At 52.0% G+C, this 25,364-nt stretch carries 17 protein-coding genes; 14 read left to right on the forward strand and 3 right to left on the reverse strand.

Features of this window, described 5'->3' with window-relative positions:
* Positions 1-6: 6 nt before the first annotated feature.
* Positions 7-1,671: a RagB/SusD family nutrient uptake outer membrane protein gene (locus tag ACTJJJ_RS22500; protein WP_440703089.1), complete on the forward strand. Its 1,665-nt coding sequence runs from the start codon at positions 7-9 to the stop codon at positions 1,669-1,671.
* 41 nt (positions 1,672-1,712) lie between these two features.
* Entirely contained in the window at positions 1,713-2,666 is a 954-nt protein-coding gene (locus tag ACTJJJ_RS22505) for a sugar phosphate isomerase/epimerase family protein (RefSeq protein ID WP_440703090.1), read from the forward strand.
* A 73-nt stretch (positions 2,667-2,739) separates the two neighbouring features.
* Here the strand turns inward: ACTJJJ_RS22505 and ACTJJJ_RS22510 are convergent, their stop codons facing one another.
* The 3 genes from ACTJJJ_RS22510 to ACTJJJ_RS22520 form a co-directional block, all read right to left on the reverse strand.
* Positions 2,740-2,991, reverse strand: a complete 252-nt coding sequence (locus tag ACTJJJ_RS22510; RefSeq protein ID WP_188937282.1) for a Txe/YoeB family addiction module toxin — start codon at positions 2,989-2,991, stop codon at positions 2,740-2,742.
* Positions 2,991-3,200 (reverse strand): hypothetical protein, encoded by a 210-nt coding sequence (locus tag ACTJJJ_RS22515; protein ID WP_188935841.1) that lies wholly within the window; start codon positions 3,198-3,200, stop codon positions 2,991-2,993. The genes ACTJJJ_RS22510 and ACTJJJ_RS22515 overlap by 1 nt, the downstream gene beginning before the upstream one ends.
* A gap of 71 nt (positions 3,201-3,271) precedes the next feature.
* Positions 3,272-4,438, reverse strand: coding sequence for a substrate-binding domain-containing protein (locus tag ACTJJJ_RS22520; protein ID WP_440703091.1), 1,167 nt, complete (start codon positions 4,436-4,438; stop codon positions 3,272-3,274).
* A 340-nt stretch (positions 4,439-4,778) separates the two neighbouring features.
* On the opposite strand from ACTJJJ_RS22520, the gene ACTJJJ_RS22525 reads away from it, so the two are divergent.
* From ACTJJJ_RS22525 to ACTJJJ_RS22580, 12 genes are all read left to right on the forward strand, one after another.
* Positions 4,779-7,805 (forward strand): SusC/RagA family TonB-linked outer membrane protein, encoded by a 3,027-nt coding sequence (locus ACTJJJ_RS22525; protein ID WP_440703092.1) that lies wholly within the window; start codon positions 4,779-4,781, stop codon positions 7,803-7,805.
* A gap of 39 nt (positions 7,806-7,844) precedes the next feature.
* Complete coding sequence (locus ACTJJJ_RS22530; RefSeq protein WP_440703093.1) at positions 7,845-9,338, forward strand: RagB/SusD family nutrient uptake outer membrane protein; 1,494 nt, start codon at positions 7,845-7,847, stop codon at positions 9,336-9,338.
* Positions 9,339-9,350: 12 nt separating this feature from the next.
* Positions 9,351-10,301, forward strand: coding sequence for a hypothetical protein (locus ACTJJJ_RS22535; protein ID WP_440703094.1), 951 nt, complete (start codon positions 9,351-9,353; stop codon positions 10,299-10,301).
* 83 nt (positions 10,302-10,384) lie between these two features.
* Positions 10,385-12,172 (forward strand): FAD-dependent oxidoreductase, encoded by a 1,788-nt coding sequence (locus tag ACTJJJ_RS22540; protein WP_440703095.1) that lies wholly within the window; start codon positions 10,385-10,387, stop codon positions 12,170-12,172.
* Between the two features lie 6 nt (positions 12,173-12,178).
* Positions 12,179-13,189: an FAD:protein FMN transferase gene (locus tag ACTJJJ_RS22545; protein WP_440703096.1), complete on the forward strand. Its 1,011-nt coding sequence runs from the start codon at positions 12,179-12,181 to the stop codon at positions 13,187-13,189.
* A complete protein-coding gene (locus ACTJJJ_RS22550; RefSeq protein ID WP_440703097.1) occupies positions 13,186-15,762 on the forward strand; it encodes a glycerophosphoryl diester phosphodiesterase in 2,577 nt (858 codons plus the stop codon). The genes ACTJJJ_RS22545 and ACTJJJ_RS22550 overlap by 4 nt, the downstream gene beginning before the upstream one ends.
* 36 nt (positions 15,763-15,798) lie before the next feature.
* Complete coding sequence (locus ACTJJJ_RS22555) at positions 15,799-17,511, forward strand: sodium:solute symporter family protein (RefSeq protein WP_440703098.1); 1,713 nt, start codon at positions 15,799-15,801, stop codon at positions 17,509-17,511.
* Between the two features lie 150 nt (positions 17,512-17,661).
* Positions 17,662-19,722, forward strand: coding sequence for a glycoside hydrolase family 2 protein (locus ACTJJJ_RS22560; protein ID WP_440703099.1), 2,061 nt, complete (start codon positions 17,662-17,664; stop codon positions 19,720-19,722).
* Positions 19,723-19,770: 48 nt separating this feature from the next.
* The gene (locus ACTJJJ_RS22565; RefSeq protein ID WP_440703100.1) at positions 19,771-22,044 is read left to right on the forward strand and encodes an FAD-dependent oxidoreductase; all 2,274 of its coding nucleotides are present in this window, start codon (positions 19,771-19,773) and stop codon (positions 22,042-22,044) included.
* A gap of 126 nt (positions 22,045-22,170) precedes the next feature.
* Positions 22,171-23,349 carry a sulfite exporter TauE/SafE family protein gene (locus ACTJJJ_RS22570; RefSeq protein ID WP_229222818.1) on the forward strand — a complete coding sequence of 393 codons (1,179 nt, stop codon included), beginning with the start codon at positions 22,171-22,173 and terminating at the stop codon, positions 23,347-23,349.
* A gap of 78 nt (positions 23,350-23,427) precedes the next feature.
* The gene (locus ACTJJJ_RS22575) at positions 23,428-24,615 is read left to right on the forward strand and encodes a trans-sulfuration enzyme family protein (protein ID WP_188935859.1); all 1,188 of its coding nucleotides are present in this window, start codon (positions 23,428-23,430) and stop codon (positions 24,613-24,615) included.
* 37 nt (positions 24,616-24,652) lie between these two features.
* A complete protein-coding gene (locus ACTJJJ_RS22580; protein WP_188935861.1) occupies positions 24,653-25,354 on the forward strand; it encodes a phosphoadenylyl-sulfate reductase in 702 nt (233 codons plus the stop codon).
* Positions 25,355-25,364: the final 10 nt, after the last annotated feature.

The following is a 25,364-nucleotide window of genomic DNA, read 5'->3' on the forward strand; positions in this document are numbered from 1 at the left end:
ATCGATATGAAAAAGAGCGTATTAGCATTAACAGCAATGGTCTGCGTGGGTGTGTTCACCTCCTGCGGGGACAGTTTTCTCGAAACCACGCCGCTGGGTGTGGGGAACGAGGCCATGCTTGCCAATAAAACGGGGGTCAATGCGGTATTGATCGGCGCATACAGTCTACTCGACGGCGTTGGTTCCGGGCCGGTAAACACTTCGTCTGTCAGCAACTGGATCTACGGCTCCATCGCGTCCGACGACGCCTACAAAGGCAGCGACGTGGGCGACCAGGCGCAGATCACCACCATCGAACGTTACATTCCCCAGGCCGATATCGGTGCCTATAACGACAAATGGGTGGCGGTTTACGACGGCGTTTCGCGCTCCAACAACGTGATCAACCTCATCGCCAAGGCTACCGACATGACCGCACCTGAAAAAGCGCAAGCCCTGGGCGAAGCGCGTTTCCTGCGCGCCTGGTACCATTTCGAAGCGAAAAAGCTCTGGAATATGGTGCCTTATGTGGACGAAACGGTCGTTGATTACATTAACCTGCCCAACGACAAGGATATCTGGCCCAATATCGAAGCCGACATTCAGTTCGCGATCGACAACATTTCGGCGACCAAAGCACAGGCAGGACGCGCCAGCAAATGGACAGCGAAAGCATTCCTGGCCAAAGTGCATATGTACCAGCAGGACTACCTCGCCGCCAAACCATTCCTGGACGACGTGATTAACAATGGCCCGTTCTCGCTCGTGAACAGTTTCCACGACAATTTCCGTATTACCACGGAGAACAATGCGGAATCTATTTTTGAGGTACAAATGTCGGTAGCCGACGGCGGTGCCGGGCAAAACGGCAGCTGGGGTGATAACTACAACTTCCCTTATGGCTCGGCACCAGGTGGTTGCTGCGGGTTCTTCCAACCTACCCAAAACCTGGTGAATGCATTCAAAACCGACGCCGCCGGGCTTCCGTTGCTCGATACATTCAATGATGTAGATGTTAAAAATGATGAGGGGCTTGCTTCCTCCGACGCATTCACACCATACGAGGGTACTTTGGACCCACGTCTCGACTGGACGGTAGGACGTCGTGGCCTGCCGTTCCTCAACTGGGGAACGCATCCGGGCAAAAACTGGATTCGCGACCAGAGCTTCGGCGGACCTTATACGTTCAAAAAATTCTTTGCTTACAGCGGTGAAAACGCGGGTGCCGAATCGCCACGTGCCAATGCCAACAACTACCGCGCCATTCGCTTCGCCGACATCCTGCTGATGCGTGCGGAAGTGGCTGTGGAGGACAATGACCTTGCTACCGCTTTGAAGCTCGTGAACCAGGTACGCACAAGAGCCGCCAATGTGGTGGTGCTCGACGCAGCCAGCAAACCCGCCGCCAATTACCTGGTTAAAACCTATCCCGCATTCGCGAACCAGGAATATGCGCGCAAAGCCGTCCGTTTCGAGCGCCGCCTGGAACTGGCGATGGAAGGCCACCGGCATTTCGACCTAGTACGCTGGGGCAATGCGGATGTGGTGCTGAATGCCTATTTAACCAAAGAAAGCAAGAAACGTACGTACCTCTCCGGTGCCACTTTTGTAAAGGGTAAAAGCGAGTTTTTCCCGATCCCTCAGGCGCAGATTGACATCATGGGTGCAAACGTTTTGAAGCAAAATCCATAAAAGTGACAAATTTTTAATATTATTATCCAAAATTATCACAAATGGAACACCACGAACAGGATACCACCTCCCGGCGCGACTGGCTCAAAACCATTGCATTAGGTGGTGCAGCGGCGATGACCAGCCATGTTGCACAGGCAGAAACGGCTCCTGCCGCCCCCACAGCGCGCAGGATACCCATCGCTGTCTCGACTTATTCCTACTGGCATTTCCAGGAACAGAAGTATCCCGTTGATAAGGTGATCGAAGATGCGGCGCGGCTGGGCTTCGACGGCGTGGAGATCCTGCACCGGCAAATGGACAACGAAACCATTCCGTATATGAACAAGCTGAAAAGGCTTGCATTCGACAACGGATTGGCGCTTCCGTTACTTTCTATCCATCAGAGCTTTGTGCAGCCGAAGCCGGAAGATCGCAAAAAGGACATTGAACATACCCTGAAATGTATTAACCTTGCCACCCAAATGGGCATTCCGGCGATCCGGATGAACACCGGAAGCTGGCGGACGGTGAAGCGCGATGCCAACTATTACAAGGATGGCAAAGAGCCGCCGATCCAGGGCTTCACGGATCAGGACGCTATTAAGTGGTGTATCGAATCGATGCAGGAATGCCTCGTAGCTGCCGAAAAGGCGGGGGTCGTTCTGGCAATCGAAAACCACTGGGGACTGTCGTCGAACATCGATCACCTGCTTGAAATTTATAAGCCGCTGGCATCGTCTCCGGCCATGGGCATGAATGTCGACACCGGTAATTTCGTGGGCGATCCCTACCCGCAGTTCGAGCGCCTGGCCCCCTACGCGACGATCGTTCAGGCCAAAACCTATTACGGCGGCGGGCATTATTACGACCTCGACCTGGATTACAAACGGATCGCAGGCATTTTGAGAAAAGCGAATTTCAAAGGTTACGTATCGCTGGAAATGGAAGGAAAAGAAGACCCGGCCACAGCGGTGCCGAAGAGCTTGAAAGTATTAAGGGAAGCATTGAGCTAACCCCTTAAAAGAGTTTCATAATTATATTCTGTAGTTAATAAAGTGCAGCTTCTCTGGGGCCGCACTTTTTGTTTTAATAGTGATACTTACACTGAGCTATCGTGATGCACCCATCCGCAACCTTATACACCAACCGATGCTCATCGGTAATCCTCCGAGACCAGAAACCGGAATAATTCGAGCGTAGCAATTCCGGCTTTCCCTTTCCTTCGAACGGTGTCCGCAAACATTCCTTGATCAATTCGTTGATTCGTTTTGCAATGTTCCGGTCGATCCGCTGCCATTCGACGTAATCCTCCCACGCATTAGGATGCCAGGAAAGGATCACAGATCAGTAAGATCGCGGGAAAAAATGTGGTTTCCTGATTCGATATCCTTCATTGCTTCCAGCAAACGGGCTTTGTTAGCCGGACTTTTCATGAGATAGGCAGTTGTATCCATTTCCTGATCCGCCATCGCGGTCTGGCGACGGTTCAGGAACTTGAAGAGATTAAATATGGATTGCCTCTTTTTCAATGGAAGAGCGAGTTTCATGTCTTTTTATTTCAGTGTGTTTGATAAATTTCGTTTAAAGTTAAGCTCTAAATGTCTGTCATCCAAACCTTCTAAACACGCCGCCGAGACGATCCCCGGACAATCAGCTCCGTACTCAAAACCCGCTTTTCATTCACGATAATGTCCTCCGCATCTACCAGTTGCAAAACCCATTCCGCTGTGGTGTGCCCGATTTGCAGAGTTGGCTGCCGAACGGTGGTCAGGCCCGGGCCAATATAGGCCGATTCGGCATTATCGCTGAAACCCACCACGCCGAGCTCATCGGGAATTGAAATACCTTTTTCCTGAGCCATCAGCATGATTTCAATGGCAGAAGAATCGTTTACGGCAAATATCGCATCGGGGCGCTCGGCGAGGTCGAGGAGGTATTGGCCGTAAATGCGGGCTTTCTGCTGGGTTAGCATGCCCTGAATGATCATGTGGTCCTTGATGGTCTTACCGTACTTTTCCATCGCCGCCTTGTAGCCCCGTAACCGCTCCTGGCTTACCTGCAACGTGAGCGGCCCACCGAGGTGGGCGATCCGCTCGTAACCATTCAAAATAAGGTGTTCTACCGCCTGAAACGATGCTTCAAAATCGTTCACAACCACTTTCGGCACGTCGATCTGGTCGCATACGCGGTTGAATTGAATCAGCGGAATGCCGCGTTTCGCAAAAAGGCTCAGGTGATCGAAGTTATTGGTTTCCTGGGTGAGCGAAATAAGCAGCCCATCGATCCGGTTTGCCAGCATTGCCTTGGTATTCGAGATTTCGACCTGGTACGACTCGTTGCTCTGCATAATCGTAAGGTTGTAACCCGCCTGCGTGAGCACTTCGTGTGCGCCTATGATCACGTTCGGGAAAAACTGGTTCTGAAATTCCGGAACGATCATTCCAATTGTATTAGTCCTGCTTTTTACCAGGTTGTAGGCAAGCTGGTTAGGTTGGTAATCGAGCTGGGCAGCCTTATCGAGCACGGCCTGGCGTGTTTCCGGGCTAATGTCCGCATGCCCGTGCAACGCCCGCGAGACGGTCGAGTTCGAAACGCCGAGTGATTTGGCCACGTCGATAATCGTCGTCTGGTGCCGTTTGCGTTTTACGAGGGATTGGATCGAATCGTCCCTTTCCGAATGCGTGAAATAGTAATTGCACCATTTGCACAGGTATCGCTGCTTGCCCCGCACGTAACCCGCCTTCATGATGCCATCCACCTGCGCACACTTCACACACTGAATCATAACCCTTGTACTTTTTAAATAAATACCCTTTCAACTACCCAAATCAATGCCCTCTTCAACACAGATTACAAAAATATAAAAATCTCCTATTAATCATCAGCAAAACCATATATCGGTAACGTCTCCGCAAACGTTACCGATACTTTTTGTTCAATTCCCGGAATTTTCAGCTCAAAAACCATATTGATACCGCCTCCCGTGGCTGCTATATTTAGGTAGAAACCGCATTTAAGCACGGTTTGTCATAAGTAATGGTAGCCCACAGCAATGCCAATTCAATGCTACAAAATTGCACTTTTCCCATTTTATCAATTTTGATCAAACCCTAATTTTCAACTACATGAAGAAAAAAATACGTGACTTGTTCCTGCTCAGCATTCTGTGCCTGGGCATTACGCAGTCGCTGCTCGCGCAGAACGTGACAGTGAAAGGCAAAGTGACCGACGATAAAGGCGAAATGATTCCCGGTGCAAGCGTGACTGTAAAAGGCTCTCAGCAAGGAACACTGACAGACGCAGAAGGTGCGTACTCAATAGATGTGGCAGGTAATGCGACGCTCGTATTCTCATTTCTCGGATATCTGAAAGAAGAAGTGCCCGTATCCAACCGCTCGACGATCGACGTTTCGCTTAAAACCGACACCAAGGCGCTGGAAGAAGTGGTGGTAGTTGGCTACGGAACACAGCGCAAGATCGAGACGACCGGCTCCATTGCTTCCGTAAAGGCGGCCGACCTCGTGCAAACACCCGTCGCGAACGTAGCCCAGGGCCTTCAATCGCGGATCGCCGGCGTGCAGATCAACCAGAACACCGGCTCGCCCGGGGGTAATGTGAGCGTGCGTATCCGCGGTACCAACTCCATCAACGGCTCTTCCGAACCGCTTTATGTGGTGGACGGTATCCAGATTTCAAATGGCGGCGGTATCAACGACGTGAGCCCGCTTTCGACCATTAACCCCAATGATATCGAGTCCGTGGAGGTATTGAAAGACGCCTCTGCATCAGCAATTTACGGCGCACGCGCAGCCAACGGGGTAATCCTGATCACAACTAAACGCGGTAAAAGCGGCGCCACACGTGTTACCTACGATGGCTACTATGGTTCTCAGAAAGTAAACAAAATGCTGAAAGTCCTGAATGCGGCGGAGTTTGGGCAACTGGAAAATGAGGTATTCAAAGACAATTATTATGCAAACCCGGCATCACTCGGCGAGGGTGTCGACTGGCAAAAGGTAATCTTCCGCAAAGCGCCTATTCAAAACCATCAGCTGTCGATCAATGGAGGAAGTGAAAAAACGCAGCTCGCATTGTCGCTCAACTATTTCGATCAGGACGGTACCATGCGGGGATCGGCGTTTACACGCTATTCTTTCCGTCTCAATCTCGACCATCAGATCAATAAGAACATCAAAATCGGAACCAGTATCCTTGGGAGCCAGTCGGTCGCGGATGGCATTCAGACAGGCAGTACCGACATCGGCAACGCGGGTGTGGTTACCGCTACGGTATTGGGTGCGGCCGTCGGCGCTCCTCCTACCCTGCAACCTTACCGCCCCGACGGCACTATTTTCCCATTCGGAGAGCAAGGCAATGGCCGGTACCGCGAAGTAACCAACCCGCTGAGTTTCATCGAAGTACTCAACAAGCGGAGCATCAAACGCGTACTGGCGAACCTTTACGGGGAGGTCAAATTGTTCAAGGGGCTTACCTATCGCGCCTCATTCAATCTCGACCAGAAAGGCGAGCTTTATAACTATTACTCGCCCCGCAGTATTGTCAACAAAAGCGACCTCACCGATGCTTCGGGATCGGCAAGCAAGGGCAACTACAATAACCTGGCGCTGCTCCACGAAAGTATCCTGACTTACAGCACCAATTTCGGCAAAAATCATTCATTCAAAGCGACGGCGGTATTTGGTACCCAGGGCGAGCAATACAACGAAAACGTCATGAGCGCCCAGGGATTTCCCAACGACGCAACACAGAACGAGGCTATGCAGCTTGCGCTTACCCGCACAGTGGGCAGTTTCCGGAGCAGCCAGCGGCTGGATTCCTACATGGGACGGGTCAACTACGGATTCAAGGATAAACTCTTCGTAGACGTCACTGCGCGGATAGACGGGTCGAGCAAATTCGGGGCAAACCTTAAATATGGGATTTTCCCCGCCATATCAGCGGCATATCGCCTCATCGAAGAGCCGTTTATGAAAGATCTAACCTGGCTTTCGGACTTCAAACTTCGCGGAAGCTTCGGGCTTACCGGTAATGCGGGCGGCCTGGACCCTTACCAATCCCTGGCCACAGTGGCTGCCAACGGTAGCAATTACATGCTCAACCACCTTTACGCAACCGGTATCGACCCGTCCAGGATCGCCAATAAAGACCTCCGCTGGGAACAATCGGTGCAAACCAACTTTGGTGTCGACGTAAGTTTGCTCAATAACCGGATCAGCCTTATTGCTGATGTTTATTACAAGAAAACAGAAGACCTGCTATTTGAAAAGACGCTGCCGATGAGTTCGGGATATACCAAGATCAATGGCAACTTCGCGGGTCTTCAAAACAAAGGGCTGGAACTGGCAGTTAATGCGCGCATTCTCGATGGTCCATTGAAATGGGATGTTTCAGCGAACACAACCATCAACCGTAACAAGGTCACAACGCTGGACGGCGGCGTGACGAGCGAGCGTTTCATTAATACTTACAGCCTTTTGAAAGTAGGCGAGCCACTGGGCATATTCAAAACTTATGTGTTTGATGGCATTAACCAAACTGGCGAAGCGATTCTCCCCGGATATGACGGGCGCCTGGGCGGGCAAAAGGTGAAGGACATGAATGGCGACGGGAAGATCGATGCCAACGACCAGGTTATTACCGGCAACCCTAATCCTAAATTCATTTACGGCTTCTCCACCAATCTTTCTTACAAAGGATTCGACCTGGCCGCATTCCTTTCCGGTTCGCAGGGGAACGACATCTACAACGCAAGCCGACTTTCCTTCGAGAACCCGCTCGGACAGCGCAATTTGCTCGAAGGCGTCGTGAACCGCTGGTCGCCTACCAACCCCAACAACCAGTATGCAAGTGCATTTCAGGCCGGGCGGCTGCCTATTTCGGACTATGTCATGGAGGACGGTTCTTATCTCCGCTGCAAGAACATTACGCTTGGCTACAAATTGCCCGCATTCAAAGGCGTGCAGAGCATCCGCGTGTACGTGAGCGCCAACAACCTGTTCACCGTTACCAATTACAGCGGTTTCGACCCGGAGGTTAACACTTTCGCTGGTTCAAACACGCAGATCGGGGTCGACAACTTCGTATATCCGCAAGCCAAATCGTTCCTGGGCGGTATCCAGGTTTCATTCTGATTATTCCGAATCCTTTTGCCGAACAAAGGCTAAAACGACATGAAAAAGCTACTAAAAATTACCACATATCTGGGCATGGCCGGGACCGCGCTTATCGCCCCTTCCTGCAAGCTTGACGAAACGGTTTACTCGTCGATCTACACAGAAAATTTTTATAAAACCGCCGCCGACGCCGAGAAAGCATTGATTTCCGTGTATGGCGCGCTGGGAAGTCTGGGCGGCGGGCCCGCGTTGACGCTCATTGCCGATTTCAGCGATGATCAGACATACCCCCGCGGCGTGGTAGGCCGTAATACGCTGACCCAGTTTACCTACGATCCCAATTATACGACGCAGAAAAGCAACTCGCGGGTGAACGAATCGCCGCAGCAGATCTGGCAGTCGTGTTATGCCGGTATCGAAAAAGCCAACTGGGTCATTGCCAAGGTGCCGGACGCCACTATGGACGAAGCGCGCAAAAAGCAGATCATCGGCGAGGCCTATTTCCTGCGGGCGTTCTACCATTGGTTTTTGAGTAAAAACTTTGGGGATATACCGGTCAAAATCACGCCGAGCTATTCGGAAGCGGATGCCCTGACGGCGAAAAGCTCCAAAGCGGATGTTTACAAGCAAATTTACGCCGACCTCGACCAGGCTTTGAATGCGGGACTACTTTCCTACCCCACTGTGGAGAAAGGCCGCGTAGCGAAAGAAGTCGTTAATGCATTGTATGCCAAAGCTGCTTTGTACAACGAGGATTGGGCCAAAGCGTTGGAACAGGCCAAAGTTGTGATCAACTCGGGCAAATATGTACTCCTGGACGATGTGCGCGACGTGTACAAATATGATAAAGAGGATGCCGCGCGCATTGAAAACATGTGGGCATTCGAGGTAGATCCTGTTTCTCCCGGCCTTGGTCACCAGCTCACGGGCCTCTGCGGCCCTCCGGGAAGCGCCGGGCCCGAATATGCCCGCACTTCCTATGGTTCGATGTTCGCCTACCAGGCATTTTTCGACTCCTTCGACCCTACCGACAAGCGCCGCACCTTGCTGGACACCAATTACACCGACAAATCCGGCAAAGTGGTCCCGCAGAAAAGCATTACGCCCATTACCACGAAAGGCGTGCTGATCAAGAAATACCAGGATCCCATTTCGACCGTAGGCATGATCCCGAACATCCCGATCTTCCGCCTGCCCGATGTGTACCTCATCGCCGCCGAAGCGGAAGCTCGCCTGAATGGCGCCACGACCGCGGCTTACGATTTCATCAATCCGGTGAGAAAGCGCGCCGGCCTGGCCAATCTAAAAACCGGCCTGACCAAGGACGCATTCATCGAAGCTGTCTTACAGGAGCGCGCATGGGAATTTTTCGCGGAAGGCGATCGCTGGTACGACCTCACCCGCACGGGCAAATTCCTGACCGTGATCCCGAAAGCGGTCAACGATGTGTATCCGACCCGGAACGTTACGGCCAAAAACAAATATTTCCCGATCCCCCTCGACGAGATCAATGCCAACCCGAAACTGGAACAGAACCCTGATTGGAAATAGGTTATTGAAATAATGATGCTGATCGCCCAAGTACTACTCTTCCTGGCAATGCTTACATCCGTTCCTTTTCCCGACAGGCAAAAGGAGCGGGTCAGGGAGTTCACGGTCACCGAGAACGACACATTAACCTACACCCTGAAACTCGCGCTCGACGATAAGGGGCAGCCGCAGTACTTTTTCAGGAACATCTTCACACCGGTTTGCTATACCAATGAATGCAAACCGGTGTATATCAATTTCTATTGGGACCTGCTGGGCAATTACGAACGCTATGACCTTCCCGAGGGCAAAGTGCTCACCAAAGTCGATCACGACGAATTCAAGGAGGCGGATTACCAAAAGTTACAGGATATTCTTGCTCAAACGAACTCCATTTTCGCGGACCTGAAAATGGAAGACCTGATCTCCAAAGGCACGGATAATCTGACCGACTCCGTCGACGCGAAAGCTGGCGCGACTTTAAAAACCATTAAAAACCAGGTGATCGACGGCGCGGTCTATACCTGTTACACCCTTTGGCATATCGCGTATGGTAAGGCGGTACCCGAAATGCGGAAGGCCATCGAAACCTATTCCAACGACGCATTGCTGCACCGGTTTCTGGAAAGCAAAAATCACCATTACCAGTATTGGGCAATGGCTAAGGTCATGGATGCAAGCGGATCTGTGAAAAGGCCTTTTGAAAAAGACATCGAGGCGATCATCGCCGGCAAGAACGGCTTCATTGCCAAATATGCGTTGCAGCATGTAGGAACCGACTTTTTCCAAACGGAACAAAGGCAAAACTGGCTTTGGGAAACCTATCAGAAAACGGGTTATGCCACGCAAATAGCCATACTGAAAAGGCTTAATACCGACACCATCTCAATCTCGAAGCCCCTTGCAGCAAACCTGCAAACCAGCTTATCTAATGCCAATGAAGAACAAACGCTACTAATTCAAAAAATCCTGCAAAAACAATGAATATCTCCCATAACCCAAGGCTTATGCCTTGGGATCCAGACGCCCCAGGCACCCGGACCAACCCAAGGCTTAAACCTTGGGCTATGACACTCCTGCTAGCCTTGCTCGCCCTACCCGCCCTGGCGCAAAACCATATCCTCGTTGAAACAGAATCCTTCGAGGACAAGGGCGGCTGGGTGATTGACCAGCAGTCTTTTGTGGTCATGAACTCGTCCTATATTATGGCCCACGGAATGGGACGACCGGTGAAGGATGCTGCTACCACTGTAAAATTCCCGAAAACCGGGAAGTATCATTTGTGGGTCCGTACCAAAGACTGGGCGCCATTTCCGAAGGGGCCCGGCAAGTTTCAGGTGCTGGTGGACGGCAAATCCGTGGGCCAAACTTTCGGCGAAAGCGGCTCCGATGCCTGGAAATGGTACGACGGCGGTGTAATCGATATTCAAAATACCGATACAAAACTGGCATTGAAAGACCTTACCGGCTTCAACGGCCGCTGCGATGCATTGCTTTTTACGGACGATTCGAAATTTACCCCGCCAAACGACCTCGAAGCATTAACGGCATTCCGCAGAAAGCTACTGAACCTAACCGATAAGCCACAGGAGGCCGGCCGCTACGACCTCGTGGTTGTAGGCGGTGGCATTGCGGGAACCTGTGCGGCCATTTCTGCCGCGCGAATGGGCCTTACCGTAGCATTGATCCAGGACCGCCCCGTGCTTGGTGGCAACAACAGCTCCGAAGTACGTGTGCATTTGATGGGCGATGTGGATAAAAACCATTACCCTAAGCTCGGCCGCATTGTCCGCGAAATGGATAATGGCGACCCGGGGAACGGCAACCCCGACGCCAAGGAGTATGGCGATGCACGTAAAATCTCTATCGTAAAAGCGGAAAAGAACCTGTCGCTATTCCTGAATACCCACGTTTTCAAAGTTGAAAAAGAGCATGACATTATTACGGCGGTAGTAGGCCGCGACATTGCTACCAACCAGGAACGCCGCTTTTCCGGCTCGTTCTTTTCCGATTGCACCGGCGACGGCACGGTGGGCTTCCTGGCAGGCGCCGAGTTCCGTATGGGGCGTGAAAGTAAGGATGAAACCGGCGAATCCCTCGCGGCAGACAAAAGCGATGATTTCACATTGGGTACTTCCAATTTATGGGCTTCCGTGGATCGCGATACCGTTTCATCGTTCCCCGAAACACCCTGGGCCATGCAGTTTTCCGACGAGTATCACATCGACGAACCGAAGTCGGACTGGCAATGGGAAACCGGGTTCGGAAACTTCAACACCATTACCCAGGCCGAACAAATCCGCGACCATAACCTGCGCGCCATTTACGGCAACTGGTCGTATTTAAAGAAAAACAAAGCTGCTAAATACGGTAAAAAGGACCTCGCCTGGGTGGCCTACATCGGTGGCAAACGGGAGTCGCGCAGGATCATCGGCGACTATGTTTTGAATCAAATGGATATCCAGGAAGGCAAATTTTACCCCGATGGCTCGGTTACGGCTACCTGGACGATCGACCTGCATTTCCCCGATGCCAAAAACAGCAAGTATTTCGAAGGGCAGGAGTTTTTCGCGGGGACCAAGCACATCAAAGTGGCGCCCTATACGATTCCATACCGCTGTCTTTATTCCAAAAACATCCAAAACCTGTTTATGGCTGGTCGGAATATCAGCACTACGCACGTAGCGTTCGGGAGCACCCGCGTCATGCGTACGTGCGGGATGATGGGCGAGGTCGTGGGATTCGCTTCGTACATCGCGGCCAAATACAAAACCACCCCGCGAGGAGTTTACAAAGACCATCTGCCTGAACTGACAGGCATCCTGAAAGGCGAAACGTTGGCCCCTCAACCCTGATTTGTATTGAAATACGCTGTGATCCATATTGCCGGAGTAATATCCGCCCTCATCTCGATGATGCTGCCGTTGGCGACAATGGCAGCCATCGATGAGGGTATGATTTCAATCGACGGCGAGGCGCAGGGTACTACCTATCATATCCGTTATTTCGATCCGCAGAACCGCAATTTCAAGCATGCCATCGACTCCATCCTGACCGATTTCGACAAATGCCTGTCGCTATACCGGCCCGATTCCGAACTGTCGGATTTCAATGCAAATGCGAAACATGCGTTCCGGTCTCCGTGGTTTCATGAGGTTTTGGTTAAGTCAAAAGAAATCCACGCCGCTACGGGCGGGGCATTTGATCCCACCGTTATGCCGCTTTCGGAGGCTTATGGTTTTGGAAATAAAAAGAATGTCGACCCGGAAAACGTGAACGTCGACTCGTTGCTGCAAAGCATTGGTTTTAAGTACATTAAATTCAATAACAAACAAATAGAAAGCCGTCCTGGTGTAAAACTGGATTTCAATGGCATCGCGCAGGGCTACTCGGTGGATATACTGGGAGAATTTCTAAAAAGCCGCAATATCGACCGTTTTATGGTTGAAATCGGCGGGGAAGTGCTCTGCTCGGGCACCAAAAACGGTAATGTGCCCTGGGTGACGGGCATCGAAAATCCTCTAAAACCTGCCGCATTGGCGGCTACCGTAAAGCTTACCGACCGCGCCATGACCACCGCGGGCAATTACCATAACCACATCACCCGCAACGGAATCACTTACAACCACATTATCGACCCGCGCACCGGATCGATGGAGCAGACCCCGCTGCTGAGCGTGACGGTGTTTGCGAAAGATGCCATCACTGCCGACGGCTACGATACCGCATTCTTCGTGATGGGCCTCGTAGCGACCAAAACCTTTTTAAAAAACCGGAAAGATATCGATGTGTACATGCTTTACACCAATGAAGAAGGGCACTTAATGTCCTTCGCCACTGACGGTATCAGAGACCTTATCCAGGAAAAATGAAACGAATAACCCTGTTACTACCCATTTTACTCAGCGTTTTAAACGTTTTGCAGGCCCCGGCCCAACGCACGTCCGTAAAGGCATTGTCCAACCATTCGATCCGCGTTCAGTGGCGGGAGACGGACGGTGCATTGAAGATCGAAGCGATTGCTGTCAATAAAAAAGGCCAATGGACGAAACTGGCAGCGCCTTCAGGCGAGTACACGTTGCTTTATTCCGAAACCAAACCTTCGACCGAATCAGCCGAAACCTTTGAGAAGATCACCGGAGGCAAATTCCCCGAGGAAGCATACCATTACCAGCAAACCCAGTGGAAAGAAAGCACTACCGGCGTGGCGCTGAACACCGTCGGGCGAGCCATTCACTTTTTCCCGCAAACAGGCGCAGCAAAGGATAACGGATTGGAATTCAAATCGGAAACCGATGTGGCGGGTATCACCGCGCATTGGAGGATCGACCCTCGTTTCCCCGGCGACGTACTGGTAACGATGACTTTGAATGCGAAGAAAAAAGGCTACTTCTCGCTGGCTACGCCCACCCTGGCCGCATTGCCTATCGACCAAATGAGCTGGGCGTCGGTGCCGGGTTATTTTCAGGGAAATTTTATACAAAAGAACTTTGTACTGGCCTACGCTTACGGCCATGGTATCCCCGACCGCCCGGTCGTGTACCGCGAGCGTTGCGCTTCAACGCTAAGCCCGCTGGTGAGCAGCAAAGACGGCATTACGCTGTCGGTCGTGCCGGAACCCGGCCTCGCGCGTGACCCGTGGGCGAAAGACCGGATCACGCAGACTGACTGGCACCTCGGCCTTTCCCACATGAACCGCAAGGCACAGCTTTCGCCGACGCTGTATTATCCTGTTTTGGGGGAAGAAAAGTCTGAAATGGAGGCCGGGCAATCGGTTTCTTACACGTTCCGGTACAGCCTTATCGCGGGCGACTGGTTCCAGGCCACTAAGCACGCGGCCGTCGATATTTACAAGTTCCGTGAGACCCTGGCGCTCCGGCAAAGCAAGCAGGCGCTTACGGACCGGATCGAGAAAATGCACCATTACCTCATCGATCCCAAGACTTCGCTCTGGAATATCGAAGAGTTCAAAGGCAAGCAGATAGGCGCACAGTCGTACCTCGGCGGCGTGGTGGGTTCGGACAAGGATGCGATGAAAAACTCAGATTACGGCGCGATGTGGATGCTGGCCAATACGACCAGGGACCCCGAACTGATCCAGAAAGTCCTTCCGCCGGCTCAGAACTTCAAGCTCGTTCAGCAGCAAACCGCCAAAGGTTTCTTCGAGGGAGCTGTCGAAGGCCAGTACTATTTAGCTAAAAAGAAGAAGTTCGTTGAAGAATGGGGCGAGGTGGTCGAGCCTATTGCATTGACTTACTATGTGATGCTCGATGTAGGCAATATGCTGCTTTTCGAACCGGACAATGCGGAGCTGAAAGAGCGTTTGACGCTAGGCGCCGAAAAACTGCTCAGCTGGCAGCGCGAAGACGGCAGCTTTGCCGTGGCCTACGACCGAAAGACCGAGCAGGAGACCTTCAAGGATATTCAGGATGTGAGGCCAACGTTTTACGGGCTGATCGTCGCTCACCGCATTTTGAAAGACGAAAAGTACCTGAAAGCCGCTGAAAAGGGAGCCGAATGGTTTCTTAAAAATGCCGTCGAAACCGGTGCCTTCCTGGGCGTCTGCGGGGACGCGCGCTATGCCCCCGACTTTGCTACCGGCCAGTCGGCACAGGCACTGCTGGATTTGTTTGATTTAACCCAAAACAAAAAATACCAGGATGCAGCCATTACCTGCGCGAAAATTTACACCTCGTCCATTTACACGCACCCGATTGCCGACCATAAACCCAAGACTGTAAACGGAACCGTCCGGGAGGATTGGGAGATCAGTCAAACGGGCCTCAGCTTCGAACATGGCGGCATTTTCGGTTCTGCTACCCGCCTCGGGCCTATTCAGCTGGCCAGTCACGCGGGATTGTTCATCCGCATTTATCAGCTCACCGGCGAGCAGCTTTTCGCCGATATGGCCCGTGCGGCGGCCATTGGCCGGGATGCATTTGTGGACAGTAAAACCAGCGTGGCCTCCTACTACTGGAACGCCATGAACCGCGGCGCCGGCCCCTATCCGCACCACGCCTGGTGGCAGGTGGGCTGGATCACCGATTACCTGCTTTCCGAAGCTGCATTACGCTCGAATGGCAAGGTTACATTCCCACGAGGTTTTGTGACACCCAAGGTAGGGCCGCACCAGACCTACGGCTTTGCGCCGGGCGATGTTTTCGGGGATAAGGCGAGCCTGGTTATTCAAGAAGGCTTCATAACCGCCGACAGCCCATCCATCGACCCTATTATTTCAAAATCAACTACTCAAAACATTTATTACGTGACGCTCCTCAACAACAGCCCGCAGCCGACGGCTTTCAACCTGAAAATCGACCATGGCAAAGTGTCTGAAAGTCATGCGGCCGCAAGCATGAAATGGGCCGAGACAAACCAGAAAGCGGCCATTGACAATATCAAACTCCCGGCATTCGGAAGCAGAACCCTTCAACTCAACTATTAACAAAGCCGACAGCCGACCGCTGAAAGCCGACAGCCTATGAACAATACCACCGATACCATCGTCATTCTCGTATTCTCCGCATTTGTAATGGGGATCGGGATGCTTTTTGCCAGGACGGGGCGCAATTTGAAATCGTTTTTCGCGGGGGGCGAGGCTGTTCCGTGGTTTATCGGAGGGTTGTCGCTGTTTATGAGCTTTTTCTCGGCGGGCACGTTTGTAGCCTGGGGCTCCATTGCCTATAAACATGGTTGGGTGGCCATTACCATTCAATGGACGATGTGTATCGGTGCGCTCATTACCGCCATTTACCTCGCTCCACGCTGGAAACGGACCGGTGCATTGACGGCCGCCGAGTTCATTCGCGAGCGGCTCGGACTGCCGGTTCAGAAGACCTACATTTTCATTTTTACGCTGGTTTCCGTGTTCATCAAAGGCTCGGTATTGTATCCGGTGGCCAAGCTTGTGAGCGCCTCGCTCGATTTACCGCTGGTACCCTGCACAATCGGATTGGGACTTTTTATGATCGCCTATACGGCAGTGGGCGGGCTTTGGGCGGTGATGGTGACCGACATTCTGCAATTTGTCGTACTGTCGGCTGCCGTATTCATTCTGCTTCCGCTTTCATTTAACAAAGTCGGCGGCTGGGAGGGGTTTACCAACAACATTCCCGACGACTTTTTCAACCTGCTCAATGGCGAATACACGCTCGGTTTCGTCGCCGCATTTGTGATTTACCACATTTGCTACATCGGCGGCAACTGGACCATGGTGCAGCGCTACACGAGCGTCGACAGCGAAAAATCAGCAAAGAAAGTCGCTTATCTGTTCGCCGGCCTCTACCTGATCAGCCCGGTGATCTGGATGTTCCCGCCGATGATTTACAAGGCAATTAATCCCACATTGACCGGCCTGGATACCGAAAACGCTTATCTGATGATCTGCAAACTGGTGCTTCCTCCCGGACTGCTGGGCCTGATGCTCACCGGCATGTACTTCTCCACCTCCGCCAGCGCCAATACGGCACTCAACGTCGTTTCGGCTGTTTTCACGAATGACATTTATAAGGGAATGGTCAATCCTGCCGCCTCCGACAAGCAGCTCATAGGCGTTGCACGTGGCTCGTCCTGGTTTTTTGGGTTGGGGATGATCGGCATTGCATTGCTGGTACCGGCAGCGGGCGGCATTGTGGAGGTGGTACTAAGCATTTCCGCTATTTCTGGCGGCCCGCTGCTCGCACCACCGCTCTGGGCGTTGTTTTCCAAAAGGTTGAATGGCAAGACCACGCTCTGGATTACCTGTATCGGGCTGTGCGTCAATCTGTTTTTCAAAACCCTCGCCCCGCTCCTGCTCGACTTCAAATTATCGCGGGGAATGGAGACGATCGTGGGTGTCGGCTTGCCGCTCCTCCTTTTGCTCGCCTATGAACTTTGGGCAAGGTCGAAAGACATCATCGCCGATGAATACACCATTTACACGCTTTCCAAAGACCAGCGCAGGCAGGAGGCGACAGCTGCCAATCCGGAAGAGGCATTGGAAATCCAAAAGCAAAATCGTTTCGGCCTGCAGGTCATCGCCGGGGCGCTGCTGTTTACGGCGGTGATGCTCTTCATTCTGAGCTTCCTGACCACCGACGGCGCAATGGTCACGGCAGGGATTGCGACGGTAGTATTGTTCTCGGCATTGATACCGTTTTGGGCAGCGCGGAAGGTGGTGTTGGTGAAAGAAGATGAGGCGCGGATTGCCGCATAAATGTCGTCAGGCATGCAACAACAAAGCGAACTGAAAGGAGTTGAACGGTCTTCAAGCCGAGGTTTCAACGCATTTGTAGGAAAATGCTTTTTACAAAAAACAAAAAATCAATCCCAAAAAACAAAACCGTAACCGAACGACACTCACACAATGAAACGCTTAACCCTTTTAACCTTCTCATTACTATTATCATTAACCTGCACGCGGCTGACGGCCCAGCCGGGTGCGGCCCAGCCGGGTGTGGCTGAGTACCACATCCGGCAGCCGAATGCGATCACGCTGCATGGTGAATGGTGGTTCCTGCTCGACCCGGCCGGGCTGGGCGTTGCCAACCAGTGGTACCGCGACGGTATTGCACAGGAAAGCCGCCAGGACAAGGTAACGGTGCCGCATTGCTTCTCGACTGACCCGCGTTATGAATTTTATACCGGTACGGCCTGGTACCGCAAGACTTTTGCATGGAAACCTGCCGCCGGAAAACGCGTGATCCTGCATTTCGACGGTGCCTACTACAAAACCAATGTGTGGCTGAACGGTCAGAAAGTCGGTGAACACGAGGGCGGCTACACGCCTTTCAGCTTCGATGTGACCGACCAGTTGAAAGACGGCAACAACCTGCTCGTAGTGGCTGTGAATAACGATACCTGGAAAACAAACACGATCCCCGGCATTAAGGACAAGGGCGATATCAACGACGGATTTGTGGGTTGGGTGAACTATGGCGGCATTATCCGGCCGGTTTACCTGACGATTGAACCGGAGGTTTATGCCGAAAACGTGAAGATCGACCCGTTACCTGATTTGGCCAAAGGCTCTGCGGTAGTGAAAGCTAAAATCAGGGTGCGGAATGCGTCGGCGAGCGCGACCAATCCCAAAATCGACTTCTCCGTTTGGCAAGACAAAAAGCCTTTGGCGCTGAAATGGAAAACGAACGAGGCGAGCATTCCGGCAGGGCAAACCGCGATGATTGAAGCCGAAGCTGCATTGACGGCAGCGCAAACCAAACTTTGGGACCTCGACCAGCCCAATCTGTATGAATTGAAAACCATCATTGGTGGCGATACGCTGGCTTCGAAATTCGGGATCAGGAAAATTGAAGTAAGCGGCACGCAGATTCTCCTGAACGGAAAGCCGGTGAGAGTGGGTGGTGGCAACCGGGTGATCGATTATCCTGGCCTCGGCTCGCTGGAACCCGATTGGCTGATCGAGAAGGATTTCAAATTGATGAAAGAGGCCGGTATGGAATTCCAGCGTCTGACGCATTACACACCGTCCGAATATTTCTACGACCTGGCCGATCGCTACGGCATGCTGATCATCACCGAAGCCGGTAACTGGCAGCTTACGCCCAAGCAAATGGATAACGACTCGATGCGGACGAAATTCCGGTCGCAGTTCCGCGAAATGGCCGAACGCGACTGGAACCACCCCAGTGTGATCGCGTACAGCGTGGGTAATGAATACGGCTCTACCACTGCTTCCGGCCAGCGCTGGACGAAAGATATGATCGCCTACGCACGCGAGCTCGACCCTACGCGCCTGTACACATTCGCCAGTATGCTCCTGAATTCGCTACCCGAGAAACCGGAAGACGAGGCCAGTCAGTATGTCGATTTTGTTTCTACTAATACTTATGGCGGCCATGCCAAATCACTGGACCATATTCACAAGCTGTATCCTAACAAACCGGTGTTTATCAGCGAATGGGGCACGCGGTCGGATGGCAAAGGCGGTGAGCAGGGACAAGCTCAACATTTAACAGATGTAATGGCGGAAATCCGGAAACGCCCGTTCGTAGCCGGTGCGTCGTGGTGGACTTATAATGACTATCGAAGCAAGCTTTTCGGCACAAATGTGAATGGTTTCCGTCCATGGGGCATTGTAGGACCCGACCGGTCTCCGAGGCTGGCCTATCCGGTCCATCAGAAAGAATTTTCCCCTGTTTTGATTGAAAAAGCAAGTTTCAAAACCGGCGGTCAGGGGGTTCATCAACTGGTTTTAAAAGTCACTTCCCGTGGTGATTTCCCTTCAAAAACCCTGCGTGGGTATATTCTGAAGGCGGGCGAGGCAAGCATTGTGGTACCCGATCTGAATCCAGGCGAGAGCAGGGAGATCGCGATACCCATCCGCGGGTTCGATAAGCAAATACATATTACAGTAATTAAGCCGACCGGCTTCATTACCATCCAAACTGACATTGACCTTAAATAATGCCGCCGTAAATGACTGGCAGACTATGACATATAAAGACCTGACAAGATGATAATAGGAGAATCGACACACAAAAGAGAACCCAAAACCATTGCGCTCGCGGCAGACCTGGTGATTGTAGGAGGCGGATTGACAGGCACCTGCGGGGCCATTACGGCGGCACGGGCCGGATTGAAGGTAGTACTGGTACAGGACCGGCCCGTGTTGGGGGGTAACTGTTCGAGCGAGGTGCGGCTATGGATATTGGGTGCCACCTCGCATATGGGAAACAACAACCGCTGGGCGCGTGAGGGTGGCGTAATTGATGAAATTATGCTTGAAAACGCCTACCGCAACCCCGACGGCAACCCGTTGATCTTCGATACGGTTTTACTGGAAAAAGTAACACAGGAAGACAACATCACGCTACTGCTCAACACGGCGGTTTACGATCTTGACAAAACACAAACTGGCGATAAGATCGAAGCTGTTCATGCATTTTGCAGCCAGAATAGTACCAAATACTCAATAACCGCGCCGCTTTTCTGCGATGCATCGGGTGATGGCATCGTGGGGTTTCTGGCGGGCGCCGCGTTTCGGATGGGTGCCGAGCCGATGGAGGAATTTGGTGAAAAGTTCGCGCCGGACAAGGGGTATGGCGAGTTGCTGGGACATTCTATGTATTTCTATTCCAAAGACATAGGCCGGCCGGTGAAATTCGTTCCGCCTTCCTTTGCTTTGCAGGACATTACCGAAATTCCGCGCTATAAGACTTTCAATCCCAAAGACTTCGGTTGCCGGCTGTGGTGGCTGGAATACGGCGGCAGAATGGATACCGTGCACGATACCGAGAAAATCAAGTGGGAACTTTGGAAGGTCGTTTACGGCGCCTGGAATTATATTAAAAACTCCGGTGAATTCCCGGAAGCGGATAATATGACGCTCGAATGGGTCGGTGCTATCCCCGGAAAGCGCGAGAGTCGTCGTTTTGAAGGCGATTATCTCCTGAAACAACAGGACGTGGTCGATCAGCAGGTATTTCCCGACACGGTGGCATTCGGCGGTTGGAGCCTCGACCTCCACCCCGCCGACGGTGTGTATTCCGACCAGGCTGGCTGCAACCAGTGGCATAGCAAAGGCGTTTACAGTATCCCCTACCGATGTTTTTACAGCAAAAATATTGAAAACCTGTTCATTGCGGGCCGCATTATCAGCGCTACGCACGTCGCGTTTGCGTCCACGCGGGTAATGGCCACCAGTGCCACCGGCGGACAGGCGGTCGCGATTGCGGCGGCGGTTGCTAAAAAGCATAACTGCTCACCGCGGGAAGTGGGCGAAAAGCATTTGGAAGAACTGCAACTGGAACTTTGGCGCTCAGGTCAATACTTGCCACAAACCGCGATTTCAGACCCTGACAACCTGCTAAATCACGCGCAAATAAAGGCTTCTTCTACACTGGAACTAAAAGAACTGGCCGGTTCCGACCTTTGGAAACCGATCGAGCATTCCGTCGCGCAAATGCTGCCTGTAAAGGGCGATATACCTGCGGTGACAGTGTGGGTTGAAGCTTCGCAGGATACAGAACTGTTGGTGGAACTCCGCAAAAGCAGCAAAGCATTCAATCACACGCCTGACGTGACTTTGGAAACCAGAAGCTATCGTTTGATAGCGGGCAGGCATGAACTGGTTCTGGATTGGGACAGCTACTTTCCGGAGGAATGCTATGCGTTCGTTTGCTTCCTGAAAAATGAGCACGTCAGAATCCAGTACAGCGAACAGCGCGTAACCGGGCTGGTAACCGTTTTCAATGCAACCAATCCGGCGGTTTCAAATTACGGCAAGCAGGAGCCGACCGAGGATTTAGGTGTGGACACCTTCGAGTTCTGGTGTCCGCAACGCCGGCCTGCCGGTTTAAACCTCGCATTTGCATTGAGCAAACCTGTTTCACTCTTTGGCACAGAAAACCTACAAAATGGTTGGCACAGGCCCATTGCCGGGCCGAACGCCTGGGTAGCCGCCATCGGCGATCGCAATCCTGAGTTAAACCTGCAATGGAATGAAAATCAAAGCATTTCTAAAATAGATTTCGTATTCGACACCGATTTTGACCACCCGATGGAGAACGTGATTTACGTCCATCCTGAAACGGTAATGCCTTTCTGTACCCAGCATATAGAGGTCCTCGATGATGCAGATAATGTGATCGGAACAATAAATGACAACCACCTGACGAAAAGAACATTGACGTTGACCATGCCGGTAACGACGCATTCGCTGAAAATCAGGCTGCAAAACAGCCACGCACATGTGCCGGTATCGCTCATGGAAGTCCGCGTTTATTAGCGCGGCTTCCGTTTTATTCTTTGAAAACTAATAAATTGATCTTAAATTTGCCGTCCTGAAATAGCAAACATCTGTTTGCTATTTTCTTGAAAGTTTACTCTATAATTATAGTATACTACATAGACTTTGAAGGAAGCGGCGGATTTTACACCCTCAACTGAAAACAGCGAAAAGAATTGGGATTCGTTACACGTTGCTTATATCGCAAGTGGTGATCCTGAGGAAGATCGGCGTTTGGCTGTGCTTGCGCGTGAACAGGGGAAGGTGGTTTTTCTGCGTGATCTGCCGGAAGAATCGGACGACATCTTCCAGCAGGCCGGAAACAGCCCCGTAAATGCCGGCCCAGCATATTCGACTTCTAAAAATAATCCAAAAATACCCCTTACCTGGGAAACCATCCAGCAAAAGCTTTGGGCAGCAACCGTCCGCAAACGGAGCCGCACCGAAGTAGCGGTTAACATCTTCTCTGCGATCGCATTGATGATTGTCGGGCATTTGCTTTTCACCTTTTTCTCCTACGACCGTCTTACGTTACTCTGGAACGAGCTCGAAGTGAGCGAAAGCTTTTTTTACTATATCCTTGGCGGCTTTGTAGCCCAGATGATCGACGGCGCGCTGGGCATGGCCTACGGCGTTACGGCATCCACCTTCCTGCTGACATTGGGTGTTCCGCCGTCGGCCGTGAGTGCCAGCGTCCACACTTCCGAGATCTTCACGAGCGGCGTTTCAGGTTATATGCACCTGAAATTCGGGAACGTGAATAGCAAGTTGTTCAAAAAGATACTCTTCCCCGGCGTGCTCGGTGCGATCGTGGGTGCCTATGCCCTATCGTCCCTCGAACAATACATTTACATTATTAAGCCGTTGGTGGCAATTTATACGCTGATACTGGGAATCCTTATTATCCAGAAAGCGTTAAAGAAACGAGTTGAAAAAAGGCCGATCAAGAAGATCGGCTGGCTGGCGATGGCAGGCGGAACGCTGGATTCCATCGGCGGTGGCGGCTGGGGACCTATTGTAACCTCTACGCTGATTGCGCGAGGAAGGCACCCCAAATACACCATCGGATCGGTGAACCTCGCAGAGTTCTTCGTGTCGCTGGCAAGTTCGGTCACATTCATCAGCATCATCGGATTTTCACACTGGCAAGTGGTATTGGGCCTTATCCTCGGTGGTATGGTCTCCGCCCCGATCGCCGCCACACTATCCCGCCGCCTGCCGATCAAGACCATGATGATCATGGTAGGGACGATCGTCATCATCGTCAGCGTGAGGATTATTTATATGGTTTTAAGCAGCTTATAACATACCGGTGCATTCCGGAAATCATCAATTATAAATCAAAGCTGACCGCCGAAAGCCGACAGCCGAAGTATCCACATCATGAAAAAACAGACCAAAGCGATACGCACCCAGACCAGTAAAACCAAGTATCGCGAGCATTCGACTCCCCTTTTCCTGACCAGCAGCTTCACATTCGAGAGCGCAGAACAGGGAAAAGCGCTTTTCGAGGAAACCGAAGAAGGTAACATTTACAGCCGCTTTTCGAACCCTAGCGTGCAGGAGTTCGTGGATAAGGTTTGTATGCTGGAAGGTCTGGAAGACGGTGTGGCAACGGCAACCGGTATGGCGGCGGTGTTCGCAAGCATGGCTGCATTGCTGAAAAGCGGCGACCACATCCTGGCTTGCCGTGCATTGTTCGGCTCCGCGCACCAGATTATTACGCAGATACTACCGAAATGGGGCATTACACACACATACCTGGATGCGGACGCAAGCGAAGCAGAATGGGAAGCGGCAGTACAGCCAAACACCCGTATGATCTACCTCGAAACCCCGTCCAATCCGGGACTCGACCTGGTAGACCTCGCGATGATCGGTCGCATTACCAAGAAGCATAATATCATTTTCAATGTAGATAACTGTTTTGCCTCACCGGCATTGCAAACCCCGGCCGATTTCGGTGCCGACCTCGTGCTGCATTCCGCCACGAAGTTCATGGACGGACAAGGCCGCGTTTTGGGGGGTATAGTTGTAGGTAAAAAAGAATATATCAAGGAGCTGCGCTTTTTCTGCCGCCAGACCGGGCCGTCGATGTCGCCATTCAACGCCTGGGTTTTGAGCAAAAGCCTTGAAACGCTGCACCTGAGAATGGAGAAACATGCTTCCAACGCGTTGGCATTGGCCACGGCTTTGGAGAAGCATCCGGATGTAAAATCGGTGAAATACCCATTCCTGGAATCGCACCCGCAATATGCGCTTGCGAAGCAGCAAATGAGCGCCGGCGGATCCATCGTGACCATCGACCTCGAAGGCGGTTTCGAACGTGTGGCGGCATTTATGGATGCATTGGAGATCGCATCGCTGTCGTCCAACCTGGGCGACACCCGCACGATCGTTACCAACCCGAACACGACCACCCACGCGAAACTGAAACCGGAAGAGAAAGCCGCATTGGGCATTACCGAAGGTTTGATCCGCATTTCGGTTGGTTTAGAGGACATTGAGGACCTCATCGAGGACTTCACGCAGGCCGTGGAAGTGTCGGTGAAAAGTGATATATTGGAATAAGCATTAAAGTGGGTTGCTATGCGGCCCGATATTCACCATGAACGAAACATTAGCATCTTTAAACGCCGCCATCGAGGGTAAAAGTGAAATCGAATCGCTCGCGATACTGGCGGATCTTTTTCCCGGTGAAGTCGTTTTTTCAACCAGCCTCGGGTATGAGGACCAGGTGATCAGCGACCTCATTTTAAAGAATAACATCAATATCGGCATCTTCACATTGGATACCGGAAGGCTTTTCGCGGAGACATATATGACTCTGCAAAAGACCAATAACCGGTACGACACCAAAATAAAGGTGTATTACCCGCAAACGGAGGCGGTAGAGAACATGGTCAGCACGAAAGGGCCCCTCAGTTTCTACGAGTCGATTGAGAACCGGAAGGAGTGCTGCTTCATCCGTAAGGTAGAGCCGCTGAACCGTGCGTTGAAAGGTGCGAAAATCTGGGTGACGGGTATCCGGGCAGAACAGTCGGGAAACCGTCATGATATGCCGAGGCTCGAATGGGACGAGGCGCATCAGCTTTTCAAGTTCCACCCGATTCTGCATTGGTCGTTCGAAGAGGTGAAACATTATGTAAAATCAAACGGCATTCCCTATAACCCATTGCACGACAAAGGTTTCGTGAGCATCGGCTGCGCACCTTGTACACGTGCGATCCAGGAAGGCGAGGATTTCCGCGCCGGAAGATGGTGGTGGGAAGACGAGTCGAAGAAGGAGTGCGGGTTGCACGCGAAGTAACCCATTAACA

Origin of the sequence: Dyadobacter sp. 22481, from assembly GCF_052044875.1 — a bacterium.
In the GTDB taxonomy this organism is placed as follows: domain Bacteria; phylum Bacteroidota; class Bacteroidia; order Cytophagales; family Spirosomataceae; genus Dyadobacter; species Dyadobacter endophyticus.